The organism is Phyllobacterium lublinensis (assembly GCF_020164435.1).
Classification (GTDB): domain Bacteria; phylum Pseudomonadota; class Alphaproteobacteria; order Rhizobiales; family Rhizobiaceae; genus Phyllobacterium; species Phyllobacterium lublinensis.
In genome coordinates this window covers 1-24,766 of the sequence record NZ_JAIUDQ010000027.1, presented here as the reverse complement: position 1 = coordinate 24,766, position 24,766 = coordinate 1, and the positions used below count along the sequence as shown (strand labels likewise).

Genomic DNA, 24,766 nt, shown 5'->3' with positions numbered 1-24,766 from the left:
CGTTCCTGCACATTCCCTAAGCGGGATGTGTATTCAATTGACTTGCTGACGATTAAAGCGCGTTAGTTGACGGTCGTCAGGCATGAAATGGCCACTGACGCTTGAGAGTATCTACTCCCGCCCACTAACCGCGAGGAGACAGATGCGTTGATCGCCCAAAATCTCAATACAAACACTCCGCTTATACTCCCTGATGATTGGTTGGTGCTGCAAGCTGCCCATGACAGTGCATCGAAGATTTTGGGGCGGTCTCCGAGAACCCATCCCTATGCCGAGCGCCTGGCAAAGCAGATATTCCGCTTATTTGATCTAGGTCATCGGGACACAGCTATCATCGCCGCAATCGCTGCTCAAACAGAGTGTGTGCGAGCGGGGCAATCTGACAACAGGAACGATGCTGATGCTTGTGCGCCGGTTGCACGTGAGCGCGTATAGTTCTTCGAAGGGAAATCCCATGCTCTTTCAAAGCCTGACATCAGTAGCAACCGACGCCTATGCCGAAGACGACTGGCACATCATGGCATCAGCGTTTGGGATTGCTTCATTCCTGCTTCAGCGAGGCGTCAATACCGACAGGAATGCCGGCCGCTTGGCCGGCGAGATAGTGCGGCTGTTCAATACCGGGCAACGCGACGTCAATAAGCTCGCATCGCTCGCCGCCGACCGGGAACGGCTCGTTGAGATTTCCGACTGACGGCGATGATTTGCCTGTTCAAATCAATAAACGTTTCAAAATTTAGCTTGGTTCAGCTTTCAGCAAGATCGCCAAAAGTTGGTACTATTGCCGCAGCGCGAGGCAGAAGACTAACCCCTGCTGATTGCGGAGACGTGCAATGGCGAGGCGGAATACAGTTCCACGACCCCACGACAGCCAAATCCGACACCGGGCGTTTTGAGGAATGCCAGATCGCCGTCGAAGACGGTGCTCTTCAGCTATTAGGTCAACTTGTTGAATCGGGCCGGGGAAAGGCTGAAGTGATCGCAGCTATCATACGAGTGGCTGAAAAAGCTCAGCTTGCCCAAGACAAGTTCGTTGGGCCATCGGTAGCCACCTATCTCCGAACATTCCTGAGGAAATTAGATGAGTGAAATACCGACGTAGCAATCCTACCCAGCGCATATAAGGCGTGCGCCCAGAAGCGGTCATGGACGTTCCAGAAACGTCCGAATTAGGCCGGCCACCTTTTCAGGGTCTTCCCAATGGAGGTTATGGCCGTGGCCGGGGAGGGAAATGAACTCCGCGCCGACGATAGCATCTTTCATATTCACCTGATGTTCCTCAGTGGCGATCATATCCTCCTCGCCACGCAGGATGAGTGTCGCGGAGGAAATATCCTGCAGAAGCGGCGAAGGATCATAGGCAAGCTGCTCGTAATAAATGGAATGCCAGATGCGTGACGGCACCGCGGCGCTTTCGCGTCGCGCATGGGCGAGAAAATTCTCGTCGACCGGAACTGCGCCAGAACACCATTCCCGGATGAATGCGCTTTCTGGATCGATCGGATCGCGGAGCATTTGGATGTTTTCCCACAACCACCCTCGACGTTCGCGCAGCGCGGCGGAGGTCGACATAAGAACGATTTTGGCGACGATACGTGGCCACCGCTCAGCAATAGCTTGCGCAAGCCGCCCTCCAAGGGAATGGCCGACCACGTGCGCCGGCGCAAGGTGCAGAGCCTCTATAAGGAACCGGACATCATTCGCCATCTCGGGAATAGTGTAGCAACCCTCAGGCTTGTCCGACTGCCCGTGGCCGCGCAGGTCTGGCGCTACGACGCGAAAGCCCGTTGCGAGATACGGCGCGATGAGGCTCCAGCTTCGGGCGCTATCCGTAAACCCGTGTAGCAGGAGGACGGGCACGCCGTTCGGGTCGCCCATCTCGACGTACGAGAGTCGTAGTCCGTTCGCCAGTTCAGCGGTCCGTTTTAAAAAGTTCTCTTCGGAAATCGGTTCAACCACATGTTCACCTTCAACGCTGACTTCATCTTGTTAATGTACCGCGGCGAATTTAGCGTCCGCTTTGAGACCACAGGGAGGCCTCAGGCCTCGTCTCCTTCCTAGATTGCCATTGGTGGCATTTGCTACATAACTCCGCGAATGTCTCCGATGACGAATCATTTCGCCCATCGCTCCGTCGAGCTCAGTTACGGAATTGCGACCGCCAATCCATTAGGCCTTGGCGTAAACTGCGAAGATTTTGCCCATTGGGGTGGCACCGCCGCCATGGCCAATGGGCATAAGCTAGCCATTAAGCTTAAGTGTTGCGTCTATTTTGAACCACAAGAGGTCGTTCGCCAAGATGCCGCCGTCCTTAGGTTCAATCGGCCTTTCCCGTTGCGGGACTCCCTCGTACTGCAAGCTGACCGCGGTCTAGGCGGATTGCTTGCGCCTATGCTCATGCGATGCCACTGCCATATTGCAGATTCCAGTTTTTTCAGTGGTAGCCGTCAAGGCTCTGTCCGCAACCTGAGACTCGGTATATCCGTGCGTTCCCAAGCGGTACGAGTGTCAGCACTTTGGTCATATTGTACGATTGGCGAGCTTGTGAGCGTTCCGTTTGCGCAGCGATTGCAGCGATGATGGCGATATCCCTATGGCCCAAACCAAACAGCCGGAATACCTGTTTGGCCAAGCGGTCGGCGTAGGGATGGCTTTTCGAAGATCGGCCCAAATTCTTCGAAGCGCTGTCATGGGCAGCTTGCAGCACGATCCAATCATTGGCGAGTAAGAGATGCGGACGGGTTTTGGTTTTATGGGCGGGCAACATGTCTGTCTCCTCGCGGTTAATAGGCGGGAGCAGGTACTCTCAAGCGTCAGTGGCCGTTTCATGCCTGACGACATTCAACTAACGCGCTCGATCCTTGAACAAGTCAACCGTTAGTCTGCTAGAGCACCGCAATGTATGTCCGCCCCAAAGGTTATGGGTTTGAATATCTGACGTTTGAGATATGAAGCCGCTTCAATGTCCATCCGTAAACATTCGCCATGATGATGAAACGTGGCCAAGCAAAAGCATACTTTAAAGCAAACCTCCGGTCGATGGGTGCATGGCGGCCATCAAAGGAGATTATCAGCGACACAATCCAGAGACACATTTGTTGAAGCCGCACGCGATCGCTGGTGTTCATAAGTGAGATTACGAATGAAGGGAATACCCACGCCACCTTGGGCATCGCGCCTGGCGTTGTTCAGGAGTGTCTCTCTATCGGCCCGAGATTGACCTTTAATCATCACAAGCGCCGTTCTAGATATTTTGAATTGACCACACCGCGGACATTCAATTTTGACGAACTCGGCATCACTGGCTGAAAGCTCCGCTGGCTCATCCGAGACCGGGCAGAATGTTATATTCGCCATCCATTTTCTCCTCCCAAGGATCGTGGTGGCATTTACCTCCACGTGTGGTCGTCTTTTTGTCCAGGATCCGTTGCGCTCTATGCGCCGGTGCATGCTAAAACGATGAATGGCTCCCGCTTTCGTTTTCCCAAACACCGATATCGGTGATGTTCTGATCGTCGTTGAATTCAGGAATAGTCAAATTAACCTCTTACGGATTGCGAACGGGTCATCGTAGAAAGCGAGCCTCACCAAGTGATTCCGCAAAGTATCACATAGGCAAGTAATACAATTAAAGCATAAAACAGGGTATAGTATAACACGATTATACGATCATAAAAATAATAAGAAATATTATTAAGATTTTTCACGGCTGAATCCTTCATTTATAACGAATTTGCCTTGCCAAACAATAGCACAATATGGGCAATGATGCCATTTTATTTTCGATCCAAAGCCATCACGGTGATTTTTTATTTCCACGTGAGAGGTTCAGTCGTAAATAAAGCGCAATTGACGCGTAGCATTTCATGATCGTCTTTTGGCCAAGCTGTGGCTCTTCGCGGCGTCAATAATCCTATACCCATTACCGCAGTGAAGGCCCCGGAACGCAGCTTGGTTCCGCGGAGGAATTTGCATGACCGCACGCACCAAGCGTTCAATCGCTCATTTCGCAGCACCTTTTGCCTTGCGCGGTTTGGACGGGATTCAGCCCGCCGGCGACTACGATATCCATGAGGACGAGGAATTGATCGAGGGCCTGTCCTGGCTCGCCTATCAGCGCGTTGCGACTTTCATCGAGGTTCCGGCGAGGCATTCAAATGCACGCCGAACGCAGCTTGTTACGATCGACTACACCGAACTCGACATGGCACTTAAAAAAGATCATTGAGACAACCAAATGAACATCCACCGGCGCTACAAGCCGCCCGAAACCCTGCCCCATCGTTTCGCGATCGGCCAGCAGGTCCGACTGAGAAGCGGCGGCGGAGCGATGATGGAAACCACTGCGATATTCGAAGTTCTGGCGACCCTTCCACCTCTCGGCCGCTTGCTCCAGTACCGTATCCGCGACGCGGAAGAAAAATATGAGCGGGTGACCACGGAAGATAATCTTGAAGCCATCGATATCTGGAGTAGTGGAGAGACCGCAACAGTTTCAAAGCACCGGCCGATGCGTGATCATGCAGAATGTCGCCGCGCCGAACAAGTAAACATCGGTTGGTCTCATTGATGAAAATAGTCTACGCCTGAGCGCGTGCAGGCGATCTTAGTGAGCTGCACGCTGCGGTTGGTTTGCCCTGCGACGCTGGCCGAAACGCCCACCTTTGAATCACGTTGATCGGCCTGACAGCAACGTTACACTCAGTATCCAGTGCTTCTTGGATCACTCATGCCGGGCGCTATAGGTGAGACGTCGGCGATCATGACTTCCGCGGTGATGAGTAGCCCAGCGATCGACCCGGCATCCTGCAGGGCCGTTCGGACAACCTTGGCCGGATCGACGATGCCCGCCTCGATCATGTCGACGTAAAGCTCGGTCTGCGCATTGAACCCGTGATTGGGTTTCTTACTTTCCAGAAGTGTACCAACCACGATCGATCCCTCGGCCCCGGAGTTCTCGGCAATCTGCCTGACAGGCGCTTCGAGTGCTTTAAGGACAATAGAAATGCCCGCGGTCACATCCGCATTTGCTCCAGTGAGCGCTGATACTGCTACCTGAGCGCGCAAGAGTGCCACACCGCCGCCGGCGACGATCCCCTCTGCCACCGCAGCGCGCGTTGCGTTCAGAGCGTCATCGATGCGGTCCTTTTTTTCCTTTACCTCGATTTCGGTTGCACCACCGACTCGAATGACTGCAACGCCGCCGGATAGTTTCGCCAAACGTTCCTGCAGCTTCTCCTTATCATAATCCGAGGTGGTCTCTTCGATCTGCGCCCGCATTTGCTGGACGCGCGCCGCAATTGCGGCTTTGTCGCCAGAGCCATCAACGACTGTGGTGGTATCCTTCTCAATGAGTACGCGTTTTGCCTGTCCAAGCATTTCAATCGTGACGCTTTCAAGCTTAATCCCGATGTCATCCGAGATCACTTGGCCGCCGGTAAGGATTGCAATATCCTCGAGCATGGCCTTACGGCGGTCGCCGAAGCCTGGGGCCTTGACGGCTGCAACTTTGAGACCACCGCGCAACTTATTGACGACAAGGGTTGCCAATGCCTCGCCTTCGACGTCCTCGGAGATGATCAACAGCGGCTTGCCACTCTGGACCACAGCTTCAAGGATTGGTAACAGTGCCTGAAGGTTGCCAAGTTTCTTCTCGTGGAGAAGGATGTAGGCATCATCGAGTTCCACGCGCATCTTGTCGGCATTAGTGACAAAATAGGGTGAGAGGTAGCCGCGGTCGAACTGCATGCCTTCGACGACTTCGAGTTCCGTCTCCGCGCTTTTTGCTTCCTCGACTGTGATTACACCTTCATTGCCTACCTTTTTCATGGCTTTAGCGATCATCTTGCCTACCGTTTTATCACCATTGGCGGCAATGGTGCCGACCTGTGCGATCTCTTCGGAAGACTCGACTTTCTTCGCCCTGGCCTGGACGTCTTTGACGACGGCGGCGACGGCCAGGTCGATACCGCGCTTCAAATCCATCGGATTCATTCCGGCAGCCACGAGTTTTGCCCCCTCGCGCAAAATGGACGCTGCTAGCACTGTTGCTGTGGTCGTGCCGTCGCCCGCAAGCTCGTTGGTCTTTGAGGCCACCTCGCGCACCATTTGCGCGCCCATATTCTCGAACTTGTCAGAAAGCTCGATTTCCTTGGCTACGGTTACCCCATCCTTGGTAATGCGTGGCGCACCAAAAGAGCGGTCGATAACGACGTTGCGGCCTTTCGGACCAAGCGTCACCTTGACTGCATTGTTCAGAATTTCGACACCGCGAAGGATCCTGTCGCGAGCGTCGGTGGAAAATTTGATTTCTTTGGCAGACATGTTGTTGGTCCAGTCCATTCTTGAATATGGTGAAAAGTGCGGATCGCCCACGGGAGGGCGCTGTTCCTACAGTTACGTCGCCTCGACGATCCCCATAATATCGGTCTCCTTCATGATCAGGAGATCCTCGCCGTCAATCTTGATTGGAGCACCGGACCATTTGCCGAAGAAGACAGTCTCACCGGCTTTGACATCCAGCGCGATCAGTTTACCGCTTTCATCGCGGGAACCCGGGCCGACAGCAAGGACTGTGCCTTCCTGCGGTTGTTCCTTGGCATTATCGGGAATGATGATCCCGCCTTTGGACTTTATATCGCCTTCAGCGCGCCGAATGACGACGCGGTCGTGAAGTGGCCGGAATTTCATGAGGGAGCTCTTTCTGTGGCCAGCCCAATGTGGTCCACTTACCCTTTGTACTCTCATTGGCACTCGAATGATAGGAGTGCCAATATTTGGTAGTGCCCGCGCTCTCCAACGCCAACAACCGACGCGCGAGAGCGCCACTGTCCGCGCGTCTGCCTTCTTCGATTCTGTCGCATTCAACGAGTTCTGGACGCGTGTGACGCCAGCTGAATAGGTCTCCGTCGACTTTCGTGCCATCTCAGACAATGCGACTGTCGTTATACACCGATCGAAAATCGTTTAACGCGAGGTCCGCTTGGCGCCTTCATCTTGGTCATTGCGCCTACCACGTCCATATCTTGGAAGCGGTCATCGTTTATTCCCACCCATGAGGCCGCTTTGCGCAAGCGAACTACCCATTCAACCATCGCAAGCATCAGTCTAAGGGACTTTTGGAGCGACCTAAGACCTGATTTTCATTAGCGACCTCGTCGATGCGAATGATCTGGGCGTCTCGCATCGAAAACACGCCGTTGCTACCGCCCTGGCTGTAGAAGTCACTTTCAAGCTCTTCCCACCCCCCAAAAAATGCCCGCAGGAACTGCAATGAATGGGCGTGGAAAGATCAACGTCGCTCGTTAGGGTGAGATAGATGGTTTGGCATTGTGGGCATGAGAGTTTGCTATCGAGCCGACGAGACATAATTTGCCCTCCCGCGCTTAGGGGGGCGAGAGCGCATTTCTCAGTCGTTAGGGTGCCGTTGAAAGGCCCAGCGATAGCGAGGATTAATATACCGATGGGAGCCTGCGTCAATACACTGTTGGCTGATAGACCGACTATGTATAGGTAGCCATGATGGCACCACAACTGCTGCCAATTAACAGTTACGTACTTGTTGTTTCCGCCCGTCGTGAATTCAATGGCTGTGATTAGGGGACGTGGGCATGGAAGCAGCAATGCTGATTCGCGAACTCGAAAAAACGAGAATAGATGGTGCGGTGTTGGGTTCGGGTCATGTCGACTATGATGACCACCGAAAAGTGTGGAATGCCATAGCGGACAGGCGGCCCTCTGCCATCGTTCGTGCACAAAATGTGCGAGACGTAACAAAAACCATTGCAATTGCAGCAAACCACGAGGTTGTGCTCGCTGTCCGAAGTGGTGGTCATAGCCTGCCAGGCCTGTCGACATGCGACAACGGCATCGTGCTGGACCTTTCTGCAATGAATGAAGTTGTCGTTGACCCCATCGCACGGACTGCTGAAGTGGGTGGTGGCGCACTCCTGCAGCATCTGGATGCAGCCGGATCTCGTGCTCGCCTCGCAACCCCAGCGGGCCTGGTGTCGCATACGGGCGTTGCCGGGCTAACCTTGGGCGGGGGCATGGGATGGCTGAGCCGCCGCTTTGGCCTGACAATCGATAACTTGTTGGCAGCCGATGTTGTTACTGCTGACGGGCAATTGATTCAGACCAGCGCCGATACTGAGCCAGACTTGTTTTGGGGCATACGCGGCGGGGGCGGCAATTTCGGTGTTGTGACGAAATTCAGGTTTCGCATGCATTCGTTGGATCAGGTTGTCGTTGGAATGTGGGAGTCTCCAACCAGCGATTGTCAGGGCGCTCTTGGTGTATACCAGGAGCTAGCGCGCAACGCGCCCCGCGAGCTGACAACTTCGTTTACATTGACATCCAGCAGCCTTGTTGTGACAGCAGTTTGGTCAGGGACGTCTGACCGGGCCGACACTAGTCTCGCCCCGTTTGGACGCCTTGGCCGAGCCGTGTCGGGGTCGTACAGCTCCATGGCATACGTTGACCTGCAGAAGCGGAACGATGACCATCTATGCTGGGGCCGGCGCTGCTATGCCAAGGGGGGCTATTTTGGCGAAATCACCAGCAACGTGATCAAATGTATGAAAGACGCGATAGCGTCATCCCCTTCGCCGGACTCTGAAATTTATGTGATTCAACTTGGTGGTGCCATAGCCGACGTTGCGGAAAGCGCCACCGCCTACAGCGGAAGGGAGGCATCGTATTATTGGATCGCCGATGCAATATGGGACGACAAGACCGATGATCCGCGCTGCATAGCATGGGCACGATCAACTGCCGCGCGCTTGGCCGCACTTTCACTCAGCGGCAATTACGTCAATGAACAGGCGGATGCAGGCAAGGATGTTGCATTTAGCGCCTATGGTGCCGAGAAATATCGCAAACTGGCCAGGCTCAAGGCGCGTTTCGACCCCACCAACCTTTTCCGGCTGAACCAGAATATCGAACCGAAGCCGTAGCTTCAAGTTCGACTCTCACTAGTTTCGGAGAGGAGAGGTCGCCCGCATTGTTGGTGTCTAATCCCCGTTTTTGATCACGATAATTGCAAGCACAATCTAGGATTTCGATTTGGCAGCAGTTGGTGCTCAGCGGAATCTGCCGTGGTACCCGCAATGAAGGTTTTTATCGAGACTATGCCAGCGTGATCGCCGAACCTGGCGGAACGTGGCGCAGGTACTCCAGCTTGAGTTCGCTAGGAGCAATGCGGGGCGGATGCGAGTAGCGCCTTGTGCTGCGCGGTCCGCTTTCTAGCCTCACCATCCCATAAGCTGCCTGACCGTAGTCGGCCCCATAACGGAGTAACGTCGGCTTTGCGCCCCCATTTCGGTCATTGCGCCGACCACTTCCACATCCTGCAAGCGGCCATCAATTCATAAAGAGATGGTTCGGCCCCGCCTGTGCTGCGATCGTCGCGGCTTTTCTCCTCATCCATAGAAATCTTCAGCTTCTTCTCTAAGCGTGGAGGGGACAATGATAGTAGATATTTTTTCCACGGTTTGTGTGCGATCATCGATCGGGACCCGCCGATCGAAAGACCTGCGAGACGCTCGCATATCCCATTGGCAGCCGACTACGTTTGCTGTTTCGTATTCGCCCTTTAGTAGTGAAACGCTGACTTTATGCCGTCAAAACATTCTCTATCTGAATTGGTAGAGTACGAACCCGTTTGCCTGTTGCATGAAAAACAGCGTTCGCAATTGCCGGAGCGGTTCCGACCAACGCGATTTCCCCGAGACCCTTGACCCCAAGCGGATTCACATGTGGATCGATTTCGTCAACGAAGTGCGCCTCCAGCTTGGGTATATCGAGATTCACTGGCATGAGGTAGTCTGCCATATGAGCGTTGACGGGCCGGCCGTCACGCCGATCGAGGACGGTACGTTCCATCAACGCCATGCCGATTCCTCCTATCATTCCGCCGGTACACTGACTGCTGGCAAGCAGCGGATTGACAACACGCCCAATTGCGTACGCTCCGACGATGCGGCGAACTCTGATTGTGCCGACATCCGGGTCGACGGCGACTTCAGCAAAAACCGCGCCGAAAGAATGCATCGAGTAACGTTCCGCAATTTCCGGGTCGCGCTTCGCAGAACCCTCTGCTTCTATCGGAACGCCGGTTCTTGAAACGATGTCCTGATAGGATAATTCAGAAGATGCTCCGCGTCGCACAAGGCGTCCACCTATCCATTCAAGATCTTCGGCCGATGCTCCGAACAAGGGTGACTTAATCTGCTCTATTGCACGGCTCTTCGCTTGTGCCTGCACCTCGAGACAGGCCGCTCTTATCGCTGAACCCACTGATGCCATCGTCCACGATCCACCATGTGAAGGCGTTTGCGGGTATTTGGATCGGCCGAGCTTGAACCGTACTTTTTCAAGCGGCAGTCCGAGAAACTCTGCTGCTACCTGGCTCATGGACGTGTAGGTTCCAGGTCCCATGTCGCTGGCAGCCGCCTCTATCTCAGCTATGCCGTCGGCAAGCAGTCTCACACGGGCACTCGCGGGTGCCTGGAATGCGGGATAGGTCGCCGAAGCCGTCCCTGACCCAATTAGTAGGCGGCCATCACGCATGGATCTTGGTTCGGGTTTTCTTTTGTCCCAGCCGAAGTGTTTGGCACCAACTTCGTAGCACTGAATCAAGGAGCGACTGGAGAACGGCTTGTTCTCAGCTTCGTCTATCTTTGGCTCGTTTCGACGGCGTAACTCAATTGGATCGATCCCGAGCCTGTAGGAGAGCTCATCCATAGCGCTTTCGAGAGCAAATATGCCGCTTGCTTCACCGGGGCCTCGCATGTGGTTGGGCGTGCTCGTGTCAAGCTTCGCCAAACGATACTCAGTGCGTACATTGGGACAGGAATAGAGGTAGTCAGTGACAGTAGTTAGCGCCTCTGTGAACTGTTCGTAGCGACTTGTCTCGCCCGTGCCCTGGTGCAAGATACCCGTAAGCTTGCCTTCCGCGGTTGCTCCCAACGCTACCCTTTGGAGGCTGCGGGGCCGATGGCCGGTGGTGAAAAACATCTGCTTGCGCGTGAGGACCAGCTTTACGGGCCGCTCTACGTGGCGCGCTGCAAGCGCCGCCAATGTGACATGCGGCCACGTTCGCAGACTCGTGCCGAACGCTCCGCCAATGAAGGGACAGATAACCTCGACGTTCTCCACAGGCAGGCCGAATACGGCCGCAATCTCAGCTTGTTCGTTTACAAGATACTGGCTCTTGCTCCACAGGGTAAGTCGATCGCCGTTCCATTCGGCAATCGTTGCATGTGGCTCCATCGGATTATGGTTCTCGCGCGCGATTTCATAGTGCTCGTCGACCTTCACTGGCGAATTAGCAATTGCGCTTTCGGCATCGCCGCGTGACTTGTCACTAGCCTCCGGCGCGATCCGCTCCACGCTCGGATCTGCATGATCGACCATTGGCCGAGTAGCTTCGTAAGTAACCTGAACCGCTGCCGCGGCACGTTCGGCATTATCGATACTGTCAGCAACAATGACAGCCACGGGCTGGCCGTAGAACCGCACAGCGTCATCCTGTAGAACGTGGAGACGTTCACCCACTGCCGGATCGATAACGCCTTTGTGCGGTCTATACTGCAGCTTCGGTGCATTCTGGTGGCTTAAAACAGCCACTACTCCGGGCATGCGCTCCACCTCGGCTTCTGCTATTGTCGTAATCCGGCCAAGTCCTACCGTTGCGCTGACGATGACGGCATAGAGTTGGTTTGGCTGATTGAAATCAGCGGCGTAGCGCGCCGCGCCTGTCACTTTTGTCCGGCCGTCGATGCGGGTAGCCTGCTTCCCGATCACGTTCGTGCTCATGCGATTTCTCCTGCCATCTCAAGTGCTCTGACAATGGTCCGGGGCAAAAGTTCAACCTTGAAATGATTGTGACGCAGTGGCCTCACTCCCTGCACCGAGAATTTTGCCGCTGCCTCAAATGCGGAACGTTCAGGTAGTTTGCCGATCAGCGCTGCTTCGCAATCACGCAAACGCCAGGGGCGCGTTGCAACGCCGCCCACTGCTATTTTGGCCTCGCTGATCACGCCATTGTCCATCACCAAGGCAACTGCCGCCGAAACAAGTGCAAATTCGTACGATGCGCGGTCGCGGACTTTCAGGTAGCGCGAGCGACGATCGGCACGCCCGCCCGGGACACGAAGCTCTACGATCAGTTCGCCTGGAAGCAGTGTATGTTCAAGATGCGGCGTGTCCTCCGGCAGCCGGAAGAGTTCTTCAATCAGAAAACTGCGTTCGCCATTAGGACCTCGCACACGCATGGATGCATCAAGCGCCACCATCGCGACGGCCACATCCGACGGATGGGTTGCCACGCAAGACTCGCTGGTACCAAGAATGGCGTGGCCCGCATTGAGCCCATCTATGGCGGAGCAGCCTGTCCCCGGCGAGCGTTTGTTGCATGCAGCATCCAGCATGCGAAAATAAGGGCAACGAACCCTTTGCAGCAGGTTGCCACCCATAGTGGCCATGTTGCGTAATTGTGGTGAAGCGCCCTCGATCAGGCTTTCGGCAATAAGTGGTTGAAGGCGTCGAACGTTCTCGTCGGCGGCAACGTCAGCCATTCTGGCCAATGCTCCGATCACAAGATCGTCACCTTCCACTCGGATGCCGTCCAGTGGAAGCCTGTTGATATCGATAAGCCGTTCCGGCTTTTCCACTTCCTCTCGCATAAGGTCGACAAGCGTCGTGCCACCGGCGATGAAGCGTGCACCAGTGGCCGCGGCTGCAATGGCATCTTCAGTGGTCGCGGGCCTTTCCAAGACAATGGGATGCATGACTATCCCCTCCCTGCTGCATCGGCGACAGCCGCGACAATTCCGGGATAGGCACCGCAGCGGCAGATATTTCCGCTCATCCAGAACTTTATCTCCTCAGGAGATGTTGCGTGCCCTTCTGAAATGCAGCCCAGTCCAGACATAATCTGACCCGGTGTGCAGAATCCGCACTGCAAACCTTCATGGTCGATAAATGCCTGCTGCAGCGGGTGCAATGCCCCGTTGCTCTCGAGGCCCTCCACCGTCTGAATTTGGGCTCCGTCGTGCATAGCGGCGAGGGTGAGGCAGGAGACTATGCGTCTCCCATCGACGAGGACCGTGCAGGCTCCGCAGGCACCCTGATTACATCCCTTCTTGGTGCCGGAAAGATCAAGCTTTTCACGCAGCACATCGAGGATGGATTGTCTGGGATCAATATCAAGCGTGTGGGTGGTGCCGTTGACTGTGAGCGCTACGGTCACACGTGGTGTAGCAGAAGTTGAAGGACCTGTGGCCGCTGCTGTTTCCGATGGCAATCCAGTCAGCGCCACGGCTCCAACTGTAAGTTGTAGGGCCTCCCGGCGTGATACCTTGGTGCTCGATAAGCTCGGGCTAGACGTTTTCTTCACAATAGATCCCCCAGTTGAGACGATGAAGGAGACGACGCCGTTGCCACCGCAACGGACTATCGCGCGATATTGTTGGTCAAATATTGCAATTGCCACCGTGGAATTGTCATATAATTTTTTTGTGATTGTCGTGTGGTTATGGCCGAGGCCGGAGTTTTCTACGGGCTAGCCCACTCCCTTCCGACTCAGGACTGTCTTGGTCTGCGCCAAGGTTTGCGCTTCCCCAGCGTTGCATTTGTGCGGCCCCGTATGCTCTGGTCGCGGCATCTGCTCAAGATAGGTAGGTCCCAGCTACTTTCAGTCCTGTCCCCTGCTTACGGAACTCAAAAAGCCGTTGCATGGCGAACGTCGACCTAACACCAATCAGAGCATTGTGCTTGTTGAGGGTCAGTTGTCTCGCGAGCTCGGCTTGGCGGTTTGCTTGCCAGCTTCCGTAGACGAACGAGCCGAAGCCCAGCACAAGTGAAGACAACACCCGATTGGTTGTTTAGCCACTCCCAGCGAGATACGGGCGGCTGCGCAGGTTTGCGCGGTCTAATATCCAGCGAGTTTCTCGGTCTCATGCTGGCCTTAACGGATGATAAGCTCCGAGTATGGTAAGTGAGTCGCGAACATGTCGCCATTGGCCAGCTTCTTAGACTGGCTGCGAGGTAGGTGCCTTTTTCGTAGTCAACAATGCGCCTTGATCTCGGTCATTGCGCCAACCACGTCCACATCCTACAAGCGGCCATCATTTATTCCCACCCATGAGGCCGCTTTGCGCAAGCGGACTTCCCGATCTGATGCAGATAGGCGGCGGGCACCTAAGCTAAATTCGATCGAACCGAAGCCTACTCAAAGTCGAGCATACTTGAAGGAAATTGTGCCGTGAAGTTCTCGGATGAACTGGCAAGGATTGAGCTTGAATGCTTTTAGATTGATCAGTCTGCCAACGATACTCCCGAGACCCTTCAGCCTGGGCGCTAAGCAATTGTGCTGAGGGACCTCGGGACTTTCCCTGTATAAAGTCTGGGGGCCGACTGCGAAGGTCCCAAGTCTGTTCCTTCGCGGCGCTTGGGAGGTGCGCGAACACGGCCCCAAAACCGAACGTTTTGTGTTCCTCCCCTTTTCATCAGCGCGGAATAACGCCTCTTATAATGGGGATGCTCTCTCCACCTTGAGCACTCTGCCTTGCCTCGGTCAGGAGCGCCTCCCACTCTGCCCGGGTTCTATCCTTCATTGACTTGATCCATTTATTGGCAATTCGATACTGACCGCAGGTGGGACAAAAGAATTCAACAAAACCGCCTCTCGCGGTAGCACTTCGTGAACTGGTTCTTCGGAAATAGGGCAATTATAATAGGTTTTTAGCATACGTTCTCCGTGGAAGTACGAAGTGTTCACACGATATGAGCAATCACCTAAGAACCTCGGCGCGAGCTGCACGCAGACGGCTCCCAGCCTCAGCGAACCGCTGCTCTACCTTCGGCGCTGCTGAGCACGGGCGCGCGCTCGTCATACTGCATTGCCACCCTAGAGCTGATCCTCATCTGCACACAAATCCAGCCGCTGCCGCTCGCAGCGATGGTCAGCAGCCTGCCGGAAGCGTTGTCATTCCGGCAGGTGCGCGGCGACGCGCGTCCATCGCTCCCCGGCCGCTGGCCGCTATCTCTAACTAGGCTGCTTGGATGGTGTCAGGAGCTGACGGAAGGACGACGACTTTGCTTCCGACGGGAACGCGACGATAGAGGTCGATGATGTCCTGGTTCAGAAACCGGATACAGCCGGAGGATACCATTTTGCCGATCGTCCACGGTTCGACAGTTCCGTGCAGGCGGTAGAGCGTATCCACTCCGTCCCTGTAAAGGTAGAGCGCTCTCGGTCCCAGGGGGTTACCGGCACCACCTGGCAGACCACCTGCATATTTGGTGTACCGCTCAGGCTCTCGGCGGATCATGTCCTGTGTCGGGGTCCATCGCGGCCACTCGGCCTTACGCGCAATCGTGGCTTCGCCGCGAAAATTGAATCCCTCCTGCTTGCCCACCCCTACGCCGTAACGCAAGGCTTTCCCGTCTTCCTTGACCAGATAGGCGTATCGCGCGGCCGGATCCACCACCACTGTTCCCGGCTGTTCGCTCGTCATATAACTGACTTCGCGTCGAAGGAATTTCGGGTCGACCCGCTTCAGATCGACTGCATCGACGGGAAACGGCTCGTCGGCGAGGGCACCATAGGTCGCTTGAATTGATGGGTCGATGGCAGGCGAACTTACCTTCGATGCCTTGATCCCTTCTGGCCGTGAAACACATCCTGCAAGGAAGCCGTATCCCATCATCAGGAGTGCGGCGCGCCTGGTTTTCATCATCATTCTTTTTCTTTTCCTTTGGTTTTACTCACACGGAAGGGTTGTTTGGAAATCGAGCTGGACTGGCGTGGGCAACAAGTTGGAACCGTGGTTACACGATGCTGCTGCCGGCCTGAGGTTTTTCCGGAGAGGCGAGGCCAACGAGGAGGGAAATGCCCAGTATCGCTGCTGCACTGAGGAACAGCAGGCGATGATTGCCACCGGAACTGCTGAACAACGCTGAGAATCCATAAGCGGCGAGCGCCAAAGCGGCCGCGGAAATCATGCTGGCGCGGGTCCATGCAACATTCTGGCGGGCGCTGTTGTCGATGATCACTTCATGCACGCGTGCGAGAATGAGGGGGACCATTCCTGGAGCAAACGTTCCGATGACCAGGGTTACGACGCCAATGACGACGAGATGACTGTTGAAGAAGAGGGCAAGGAGACTGGCTGCCATGATCAGCGACACCAGCGTAACGGTCGGCTTTGCTCCAAACCGGTCGGCAAGGTAACCGTAAAGCGGAGGTCCCGCGATTGCGCCCAAGCCATAAACCGCCCAGAAAACCGCCCCGAGATATTTGCCCTGGCCAAGGCCCCGGGCAACGAAATCCACTAGAAAGACCATCGGCGAGACAGCAGCAGCGGCCATCAGCGCATACTGAAGGTAAAGGAGCCTGATTTCCTTGCCGAAACGTAGCGTGTGACCTTGCTGGACATTGTGATTTTCCGGTGGCGGCGCAAGCCGGCTTGGTGGCCATGCAAACCAGCTGGCTGCCGTCAGTATCACGGAAGTGATCCCGAGGCCGATCCAGGTCTGTGAGAGCCCCAATTCAAGCAACAACGGGATAATCGTTCCAGAACCTGAGATCCCCAGGCCAAGCCCCAGAAAGATGACCCCGCCCGCCGCTCCCTTTCGCGCAGGGGGCACGTGCGGAAGGATGGTTCCAGCAACCAGCACCATGACGACGCCGCCGGCGATCCCCGAGACGAAACGCCAACTGAAATACCACGAAAAGGACAGCGGAAACGCACAGGCGAAGAACGCCGCGGAGATCAACACCATCATCAGTCGAAGAACTTGCTCATTTGCCAAGCGTGTGGCGATCGGGCGTCCGATGAGCGCGCCGAGGACATAGCCTGCAAGGTTGGCTGCAGCCAGGTAGGCTACAGTCGTAGCAGAAAACCAATGCGCCTGAATGAGTTCCGGGATAAGGGGCGTAAAGGCGAAACGAGCAAGGCCGATACTGTCGAGGCTCGCGCACAATCCCGCGAAGACATAACGCCGGACGAGAAGTCGGTCGACCTTCGCTGATAGGTCGTTAGCGCTTGTTAAAGTCATATACACACCAGAATAAAGATCGAGTTGCGACCATCTTTGACGTTTGTGTCAAGTTTGACGACCTAGTCAAGTTTGACAGCGGTGTCAAGCATGCTATCGTGCTTTGAAATTCATCGACAGGAGATTGGAAAATGGTGGGAGCGCGTCAGTTCGACGAAGACGAGACGCTCGACAAGGCGCTGAGCCTCTTCTGGCAGCAGGGCTTTTCGCAGACATCCATGCAGGACTTGGCTGACGCGACGGGCGTACAGCGGGGCTCGCTTTACAATGCCTATCGGAGCAAGGAGGCACTGTTCCTTCGCGTACTTGGTGTCTATCGTGAGACCTACGTGCGGAAGATGCGTCAGGCCCTGGATAGGCCGGAGTTACGCGAGGCACTTCAGAGCCTTTTCGATTTTCTCATAAAATCGATGAGGACCGGCGTTCCAACTCGGGGTTGCCTGAGCACAAAGACGGCGGTCGGTGTCGAGGAGCTGGATGCGTCAATACGAACAGCGATCAGGGATTTGCTCGATGAAATCGAGGCGTCGTTGCTGGAAAGATTTTCGAGGCCGGGCCAGGCAGAACAGCTGACATTGTCACCTGTTGATGCAGCCCGTCTTATCGTAACGCATACACGCGGGCTCGTTGTCATCGAGCGCGTTTATCGGGACGACCAACGGATGCGCTCAATGGCCGATCTGCTCATCCAACTCCTGATAAAGCCGCTCAAGCCTTGATCAACTGAGCTGATATTCATTTTGGGATCTTTGGGACAGCAGCACCGTTACCACTCAGGCAAAGAACGAGTTTGCAGCTCCACCGCAGCCACCGCGGCCGGTGGGGCATCTACGAAATGTCCTACTTCGCCTTTCAGTATCATCTCCTGATGGCAAAAACTGGAACTCTCCTTTGCTGAACCTGACGCGCGGGCTATTCAAACCGGTAATGTGAAGACGAATTTTGCTCCCTGCGTTTCGTTTCCCTTTGCCCACATCCTCCCCCCGTGCGCCTCGACGATGGAACGGCAGATCGCAAGCCCCATACCCATGCCGTGTTCCTTGGTGGTGAAGAATGGTTCGAACACCTTGTCGGTGGATTGGAGGCCAGTACCACTGTCACTGACCTCCGTCTGAACCACATCGCCTGTGAGATGGACCCGCACACGAAGGGCCTTTTCGCCGTGGATCGAGTGCATTGCCTCGATGCCATTGCGAACGAGGTTGACCAGGACTTGCTGGATTTGGACGCGATCGATTGTGACGGGCGGAAGTCCGCTTTCGATGTCGACATCAATCATTATACCCAGCCGCGTTGCTTCTTCGGCCATGAGATCCAGCGCTTCGGCGACGACGTCTCTGAGCTCAGTGGAACTTTTCGCTTCTCCGGATTGGCTGAAAAGTGCGCGGACTCGACTCACGACGTCGGCAGCAGAATTTGCGTCTCGGATGACGCGCTCTACGGTCTTGTGCGCACGATCAAGGTTTGGCGGTACCGCATTGAGCCATCGCAGGCATGCTTGCGAGTTTGCCACAATGGCCGCCAACGGCTGGTTCACCTCGTGCGCAATAGAGGCTGAGAGTTCAGCAAGGCTTGCGGCTTGGCTGGCGCTGGCAAGTCTTTCCTGCGCCTGACGCAGATCTTCATGAGCCCGCACCTCTCCGTCCACGTCGAGGGCAACCGTGTGCCATTGCACGATGGCACCGCTCTCGTCTCGCTGCGTTTCTGTGCGGGTGTCGAGCCATCGATAGACACCGTCTGCGCGTCGCAGGCGATACTTCAAAACGTATCCCTCGCCCGAGGCGAGTGACTTGGCGACGGTCGCATCGAAATGGCCCGCGTCATCCGGATGAATGATAGCCCTGACGATCGACAAGAATGTGCTCGTAGCCAACGTGGTCATGACGTCCCGTCCGAGGAAATCGGCTCCGCGTTGGTTGATGAATGTAATGTCGCCCTCAGTAGACGTTCGCGCGATCATGACCGGAACAACATCGACGAGCACTGAGAGCTCCCGTTCCCGTTCGCGCAGAGCTTCTTCGGCGCGCATCTGGTCGTCGACGTCGAGGGAAACCACGTACCATTGCGTGATCGTCCCGTCTTGCTGCCGCACAGGCTCTGCGCGTGTGTCTACCCATCGATAAACTCCATCCGTACCTCGCATGCGATATTTCATCGCGTAGCCCATGCCGCTAATAATTGAATGGCGCACCGCCGCCAGAAGCTTGGGTGCTTCGTCGGGATGGACGGCGTTATCAATGATCGGCGCAAGCCTGCCAGCATGCGGCGGGTCCACCTTTTCCGGATCCAAGCCTATGAAGTCTTTCAAACGCTTGTTGAAGAAAATCGGCTCCCCTTCCGGCGTGAGACGTCTTATGTAGACCGGGACCAGGTCGACCAATTGCGACAGTTCGCGTTCGCGCTCACGCAGCGCCGCTTCAGCACGCTTCTGGTCGGACAAATCGAGAATGTACGCCACACCTTGGGTGGAGCTGCCTTCAAAGCACGCCGCACCGATCAGTACAGGCACCCGCGTGCCGTCCTTTCTGAAATACTCTTTCTCGCGGGCTTGCATCTTGCCCGTCCTCGCGAGTTCCTCGGCCTCCTCGCGGGCATGCACCTCCTGCCATTCCTGAGGTGTGATATCAAACCATCTAAGTCCGGCCTCCACATCCTCATGCTCATACCTGACCATGCGGAGGAACGCATCGTTGGCGTCTATAAGCCGCCCGTCCAGATCCCAGATGACAATCCCGATAATATCTGAATCGACCAGTCGCCGAATCTTCGCTTCCCTTTCCTCAAGCTCGCTGAAAAGCCGCACCTGGTCGTCTATGTCGAGTGACACGCCGTACCATTGCACAATAACGCCGTCTTGATCGCGCAACGCCTCGACACGGTTCTCCACCCAACGGTATACGCCGTCCGCACGCCGCAAGCGGATTTTTTTGAGAAGTGGCTCGCCGGTGACCAGTGAGGCTTTGAATGCCTCCGCGAAGCCGGGCGCATCGTCGGGATGAACAAGGGCGGGAATGGCTGCCGCCAGGCGGCTTATGCCCTTCTTGTCCAGGTCTGTTACTTCCAGACCGACAAAATCGATCAGGCGCTTGTTAAAGAATGTCGGATTGCCGTCGGGGGAAATACGGCTGAGGTTGACTGGAACCATGTCAACAAGCAGCGAAAGTTCGCGTTCCCGTTCGCGTAACGCCTGTTGCGCGCGCATCACTTCGTCGATATCGAGCGAAACGCCGTACCATTCCTCGAGGATCCCATTTTCACCAAGCCGTGGTTCGATCCTGCACTCCACCCAACGATAGTCGTCCGTGTTCTCGCGCCAACGGAACCGCATAACGGAGGAGTTGCCGGTATCGAAACTGTTTCTCATTGTGGACTCAACCCGGGCAGCGTCCTCAGGATGAATCAGTTCCTTCAACAATGTCGCGATGCTCGGCTCCCCCAGCGCATCGAAATCCGGCAAAACGGCGCGGAAATGATCCTTGTATCGTTTATTGAAATACATGGTGCCGCCGTTGGGCCTTACACTCCAGATACGGACCGGCACCGCGTCAATCATCTGCTGAAGCTGCCGCTCGCTTTTTCGTACTGCCTCTTCAGCCAGCATCTGATCGTCTATGTCGTGGCAGAGGCCACACCACTGTACGATTTTTCCGTCCGGACCCAGCAATGGCTCGGCAGCGCTCGACATCCAATGATAAATGCCGTCGGCGCGGCGAAGGCGATAGCGCATCGAAAAACGCTCGCCGGTCGAGAGGCAGCGACCGATGATGTCTTTAAATGTCGTCGCGTCGTCCGGATGGACGCTGGCTTCAATCATGGCGTCGAGTCGGCTCATGCCGGGCTTGACTGTATCGGCCACGTTCAAGCCGAGAAAATCCACCATGCGCTTGTTGAAGAATGACGGCTCCCCGTCAGGCGTCAACCGCCAGACATGGCTCGGGACCATGTCGACGAGTTGCGATAACTCACGCTCGCTTTTGCGCAACGTTAGCAACGCTTGCTGGTGCTGGCGGGATATGGCGGCAACGATAAGGACGGAAAAAGCCGAGATGGCCAGAAAAAACTGCAGCTCAACCTGCATTCGCCTTTGGGATTCAGGATCGCCCACGAACTGGCTGGAACCGGATATCGTGAACACTACCGTGATCATGGCGAGGAGGGCCAAGGCAACAGCCGCGCCTTTGAACTCAAACCGCACAGCAACCCAAAGCAGCGGTGGCATCACGATGTAGGCGGAGGCCAGGTGGCCTGTCATCGAAAGCGCGGCGACACCAAAGAAGATCAATCCCACGATGGACGCTTCCAGCCATCGGGCATCAGTCGGTCGCCCCCCGGCGTGCCAGTTCTCGAATACCACCAGTGCAAGTGGCGCTACAATCAAGACCCCGGTTGTATCTCCGAGCCAAAAGAGTGTCCAAGCCGCCGCGAATGGCTGCATTCCGTACCAAGCAAGCGTCGCGCTCCCTACTGTCGCGCTTAGCACCGGAGCGATTCCGGCGGCCAGTGCCACCAGTGCCAGTACTTCCCGTAAGGATTCCAGCCTGACGGGCCGCCCGCAGAACCGGGTTACGAGCCAAGCGCCGACTGACGCTTGAAGCGCGTTGCCGCCGTAGATCAGCAAGGCGACTGAGAGCGGATTATGAAACCACAAGGCGTTGCCGACCAGTTCTGCCAGGCAGCCCCCCAGTACCCACCACGGCCAGCTTTGCCTGGAAGCATAGATGAGCGTAGCGACAAAGAGGCCGCTTGGAGGCCAAATGGATATCCCTGTACCAGGTATGATTGCCAGCGCCTGGGCGATTCCGCAGCCCAAAACATAGGCCACCATGAAAAGCGCGAGGTGCAGAAATGGCGGACGCTGCGACCAGACGCTCATCATTTTGCTCTTCCTTAAGAATGAAAGGATGGGATTGTTAGCGTTTTGTATGCAGTTTCTCGAAATTCGGCGGGGACTCATGTGCCAGGACCGCTCCTGCGACGCAAAACTTTACCAAGGTGGACATGTTCCGGCAACGGCTTCCGACCGCATACATTTGGCGATTAGCGTTTTTACATTCGCGCGGGCCAGGATTGCTTGTCGGCCGCTGAAAACGTCAGGGTTGTACCGTACATTGGCCTGGGTTCGACCGGGCTTGTAAGCGATCGGCAGGTAGCCTACCGGGCCTTGGAACACATGCTTGCGTTACTGGTTGGTTTTATCGAATGACGGGACTGAAAACGTGCGACGGCGAGAATTAGATTACCTTTTTATCAGTGCTCTGAGGCGGACTCTGTTTTGTGAGCGTCAGCTGCTGATAATCTTAAAAGCAGTGAAGCGGAGCGATGCAGCGGTCCCGCATTCAAGAACCTCCTATTGCCTCGAAAGCTCGGGCGAGAGATTGTTTCGATTGCATTCCGCCCTTAGAATAGTGGGATGATTGCCCGAGCGAAACATTCTCCAAGTTTCACGGCCATGCACCTCAGGTGCAAGAGTGCGTCTCGCCTCGAAGAACGGGTCGCTTGGCTGGAACTGATGTTCCATCATCTGCTCGCGACCTATCGGAGTGCCGAGAGTTGGGCCAGAACTCTCGGGTTCAAGGAAACAGCGGTAGCTTTCGAGAATTGCCACACTCGAATACGCGAAGATCTTCGCGATCTAGCCTACTATCATGACCATAGTGACTAGGTGATCTAAAACGGAACGAAATTTTGTCGCGGGGCGTTCGGGAAAAACCTTGGACTTGAAGGCGATTGTTGAACGGCGACGATGGAAGTCGCTTTTGGAAGCGATTAGGCGAATTATCTCATTCGGCTGTCTTCCAGCATTATCAGAGGTTCTTGCTACCTAATCCCGAACTTCGACCGTGATTGGTGGAACTCAACAGGCAACACAGAGTTGAATAACTCAATATGGAGTAGACATCATGATGCGAGCTGCCCTTGTTGGTCCACTGACCGAGATCGAATACGAAAGTGCAGACCATCGCCATGCTCATTGCATGGAGGCCTTGCATGAGCGCTTCCTTGACGAAGTTTCCACGAGAGAAATCCTGGCTATAGCGGACGAAGCTGAACTGGCAGGGTGGAGTATGCTGGAGGTACGACGTGCGATCGATGCTCTCGTCAGCGAAAAGGCTCGCGCAGCTGGCGCGGATGATTGCTGAGCCAAAACTCCGCTTGCCCGCAAGCATCTCTAGGCACTGCTATAATGCCCCGTACGGCAGGGAAGAAAGTGGTAAACCCGCAAATAACTGGCATCATACGTAGCTCGCGTCTGTGGTGAAATTTGCCGCCCATCACAGAAGTTTGCCCGCTGAATAAGTCTGGAAGGTCCATGGACAGCCCCGATAGTTTTACCGTTGATGAGCTCCAACGCGATCTGATGACTTTAATGACCGATGGCATTGTCGGCAGGATGTCGGCCTTTTCTGGCGAATGGGCCGAAGCCATGCGCGAAGACATGATGACGGCCTTCTGGTCTGCGATTCAGCGACAAGGAGGGACCGTTGGTCGCGGACCGCGACGCTGGTATGTCGAAATCCATCCTGAAGAATTCGCAGGATTTGTTGAACTGGTCACTCATCCCTGGGTGATGGCCATGTGCGAAAATACACTTGGAAAAGATTATCAGATCGTCGAGATCGGCTTCGATATCCCCTTTCAAGGCGCGAAATTCCAGCCATGGCATCGCGATTTTCCGTCTCCGCCTGAGACCTACGTTGATCGTCGTATTACCTCTCTCGCCTTTAACCTGACGGGAGTCGACGTAACGGATGACATGGGCCCATTCGAGATTGCGCTCGGTACACAGTACGCGGATGGTCGAGAGTGGATGCATGAAATGTTCCCCGCCAAGGAGATATGGCCATCGTTTCAGAACAAAGCGGTTCGCAAGTTCCCCAAACGCGGCGACATTTCGTGTCGCTCCGCACTGACTGTTCACAGGGGTACTGCGCACGCGTCGCCGGTAGCAAGGCCAGTCATGGTACTCGGCGTTGATGCTCCGGGAGCAGGGCACGCAGAACTCCACGACATGATGGTCACCCAGGATTTTTCTGATAGGCTGCCGGTATCCGTCAAAAAACATCTGGTCTGTCGAGTCGTGGATAAACTCGTTCCGGTGACTCAGAAGCACGATATTGAGGGACTGGTGATGGGGGCAGATCCTGCCTGATCACTGCCTTCGCGGACAGGTTTCAAGCAAAACCGTCGATAGCCGCGTGGGATGATCGGGGCCTCCATTGTAAACAATTGGACTGGGAGCGGCCATCAGTTGTACCTCAATAGAACAATAGGGATTATGCGGACAAGCGGAGGTTGCGTTTAGGATCATTTGTGAAGCAAAGTTGGCCGGACCGTGGTGACAATCGATGGTCATATTATCCTCAGTCCGTATCCTTCCCAGCGCGCCAGAAAACACGATAGATTATCGAATGAAGAGTGGTTTCAACTTCTGTTGCTATTCCAGCAAGGCCGGTCCGGCGTGGGCCAGAAAAATCAACCTCCAAGCTCGCCTGGCAATTAAAATCGTCGCGGTTGTCCCGGGGCGGCATTATCGGCGTGGCGAACTCCCGCCGCTGTTTGCGGTCTTTCTGACTGGTATACGACTCAAACCACCGCCCTCGCTGCCCGGAGTTTCGAGATATAGTTGATAGGCCCTTGCAACCTGCCCGTACGCATGCGGCCGTGAGAGTTGAACGCCGCTGACTTTACTCATGCGAAATTG

19 protein-coding genes are annotated in these 24,766 nt (G+C 55.4%); 8 read left to right on the top strand and 11 right to left on the bottom strand.

Going from position 1 to position 24,766, the window contains the following annotated elements:
* The first annotated feature begins 454 nt into the window (after positions 1-454).
* Together K9U38_RS21650 and K9U38_RS21645 are read left to right on the top strand one after the other, a co-directional pair.
* Positions 455-694 carry a hypothetical protein gene (locus K9U38_RS21650; RefSeq protein WP_224496429.1) on the top strand — a complete coding sequence of 80 codons (240 nt, stop codon included), beginning with the start codon at positions 455-457 and terminating at the stop codon, positions 692-694.
* Positions 695-699: 5 nt separating this feature from the next.
* Positions 700-1,089 carry a hypothetical protein gene (locus tag K9U38_RS21645; RefSeq protein ID WP_224496428.1) on the top strand — a complete coding sequence of 130 codons (390 nt, stop codon included), beginning with the start codon at positions 700-702 and terminating at the stop codon, positions 1,087-1,089.
* A gap of 54 nt (positions 1,090-1,143) precedes the next feature.
* On the opposite strand, the gene K9U38_RS21640 is transcribed toward K9U38_RS21645, so the two are convergent.
* From K9U38_RS21640 to K9U38_RS21630, 3 genes are all read right to left on the bottom strand, one after another.
* Positions 1,144-1,959, bottom strand: a complete 816-nt coding sequence (locus tag K9U38_RS21640; protein ID WP_224496427.1) for an alpha/beta fold hydrolase — start codon at positions 1,957-1,959, stop codon at positions 1,144-1,146.
* A gap of 475 nt (positions 1,960-2,434) precedes the next feature.
* Positions 2,435-2,767 carry a hypothetical protein gene (locus tag K9U38_RS21635; protein ID WP_224496426.1) on the bottom strand — a complete coding sequence of 111 codons (333 nt, stop codon included), beginning with the start codon at positions 2,765-2,767 and terminating at the stop codon, positions 2,435-2,437.
* A gap of 290 nt (positions 2,768-3,057) precedes the next feature.
* The gene (locus K9U38_RS21630) at positions 3,058-3,357 is read right to left on the bottom strand and encodes a hypothetical protein (protein ID WP_224496425.1); all 300 of its coding nucleotides are present in this window, start codon (positions 3,355-3,357) and stop codon (positions 3,058-3,060) included.
* A gap of 616 nt (positions 3,358-3,973) precedes the next feature.
* Here K9U38_RS21630 and K9U38_RS21625 point away from each other — a divergent pair.
* Both K9U38_RS21625 and K9U38_RS21620 read left to right on the top strand, forming a co-directional pair.
* Positions 3,974-4,228, top strand: a complete 255-nt coding sequence (locus K9U38_RS21625) for a hypothetical protein (RefSeq protein WP_224496424.1) — start codon at positions 3,974-3,976, stop codon at positions 4,226-4,228.
* 9 nt (positions 4,229-4,237) lie between these two features.
* Positions 4,238-4,570 carry a hypothetical protein gene (locus K9U38_RS21620; protein WP_224496423.1) on the top strand — a complete coding sequence of 111 codons (333 nt, stop codon included), beginning with the start codon at positions 4,238-4,240 and terminating at the stop codon, positions 4,568-4,570.
* Positions 4,571-4,701: 131 nt separating this feature from the next.
* Here K9U38_RS21620 and groL read toward each other — a convergent pair whose 3' ends face one another.
* Both groL and K9U38_RS21610 read right to left on the bottom strand, forming a co-directional pair.
* Positions 4,702-6,324: a chaperonin GroEL gene (groL, locus tag K9U38_RS21615; protein ID WP_224496422.1), complete on the bottom strand. Its 1,623-nt coding sequence runs from the start codon at positions 6,322-6,324 to the stop codon at positions 4,702-4,704.
* A 72-nt stretch (positions 6,325-6,396) separates the two neighbouring features.
* A complete protein-coding gene (locus K9U38_RS21610) occupies positions 6,397-6,690 on the bottom strand; it encodes a co-chaperone GroES (protein WP_224496421.1) in 294 nt (97 codons plus the stop codon).
* Positions 6,691-7,610: 920 nt separating this feature from the next.
* Between K9U38_RS21610 and K9U38_RS21605 the strand changes: the two genes are divergently transcribed.
* Positions 7,611-8,954 (top strand): FAD-binding oxidoreductase, encoded by a 1,344-nt coding sequence (locus tag K9U38_RS21605; RefSeq protein WP_224496420.1) that lies wholly within the window; start codon positions 7,611-7,613, stop codon positions 8,952-8,954.
* A 658-nt stretch (positions 8,955-9,612) separates the two neighbouring features.
* Here the strand turns inward: K9U38_RS21605 and K9U38_RS21600 are convergent.
* The 5 genes from K9U38_RS21600 to K9U38_RS21580 all read right to left on the bottom strand — a co-directional run bounded on the left by K9U38_RS21600 (position 9,613) and on the right by K9U38_RS21580 (position 17,064).
* Entirely contained in the window at positions 9,613-11,817 is a 2,205-nt protein-coding gene (locus tag K9U38_RS21600) for a xanthine dehydrogenase family protein molybdopterin-binding subunit (protein ID WP_224496419.1), read from the bottom strand.
* Positions 11,814-12,791 carry an FAD binding domain-containing protein gene (locus K9U38_RS21595; protein ID WP_224496418.1) on the bottom strand — a complete coding sequence of 326 codons (978 nt, stop codon included), beginning with the start codon at positions 12,789-12,791 and terminating at the stop codon, positions 11,814-11,816. Before K9U38_RS21595 ends, K9U38_RS21600 begins: the two co-directional genes overlap by 4 nt.
* 2 nt (positions 12,792-12,793) lie before the next feature.
* Positions 12,794-13,402 carry a (2Fe-2S)-binding protein gene (locus K9U38_RS21590; protein WP_224496431.1) on the bottom strand — a complete coding sequence of 203 codons (609 nt, stop codon included), beginning with the start codon at positions 13,400-13,402 and terminating at the stop codon, positions 12,794-12,796.
* A 1,651-nt stretch (positions 13,403-15,053) separates the two neighbouring features.
* Positions 15,054-15,743, bottom strand: a complete 690-nt coding sequence (locus K9U38_RS21585) for a L,D-transpeptidase (protein ID WP_224496430.1) — start codon at positions 15,741-15,743, stop codon at positions 15,054-15,056.
* Positions 15,744-15,834: 91 nt separating this feature from the next.
* Positions 15,835-17,064, bottom strand: a complete 1,230-nt coding sequence (locus K9U38_RS21580) for a YbfB/YjiJ family MFS transporter (protein ID WP_224496417.1) — start codon at positions 17,062-17,064, stop codon at positions 15,835-15,837.
* Positions 17,065-17,195: 131 nt separating this feature from the next.
* Between K9U38_RS21580 and K9U38_RS21575 the strand changes: the two genes are divergently transcribed.
* Entirely contained in the window at positions 17,196-17,783 is a 588-nt protein-coding gene (locus K9U38_RS21575; RefSeq protein WP_224496416.1) for a TetR/AcrR family transcriptional regulator, read from the top strand.
* A 197-nt stretch (positions 17,784-17,980) separates the two neighbouring features.
* Here the strand turns inward: K9U38_RS21575 and K9U38_RS21570 are convergent, their stop codons facing one another.
* A complete protein-coding gene (locus K9U38_RS21570; RefSeq protein ID WP_224496415.1) occupies positions 17,981-21,940 on the bottom strand; it encodes a PAS domain-containing protein in 3,960 nt (1,319 codons plus the stop codon).
* A 1,024-nt stretch (positions 21,941-22,964) separates the two neighbouring features.
* Between K9U38_RS21570 and K9U38_RS21565 the strand changes: the two genes are divergently transcribed.
* Positions 22,965-23,204: a hypothetical protein gene (locus K9U38_RS21565; RefSeq protein ID WP_224496414.1), complete on the top strand. Its 240-nt coding sequence runs from the start codon at positions 22,965-22,967 to the stop codon at positions 23,202-23,204.
* 170 nt (positions 23,205-23,374) lie between these two features.
* Positions 23,375-24,214 carry a phytanoyl-CoA dioxygenase family protein gene (locus K9U38_RS21560; RefSeq protein WP_224496413.1) on the top strand — a complete coding sequence of 280 codons (840 nt, stop codon included), beginning with the start codon at positions 23,375-23,377 and terminating at the stop codon, positions 24,212-24,214.
* Positions 24,215-24,766: the final 552 nt, after the last annotated feature.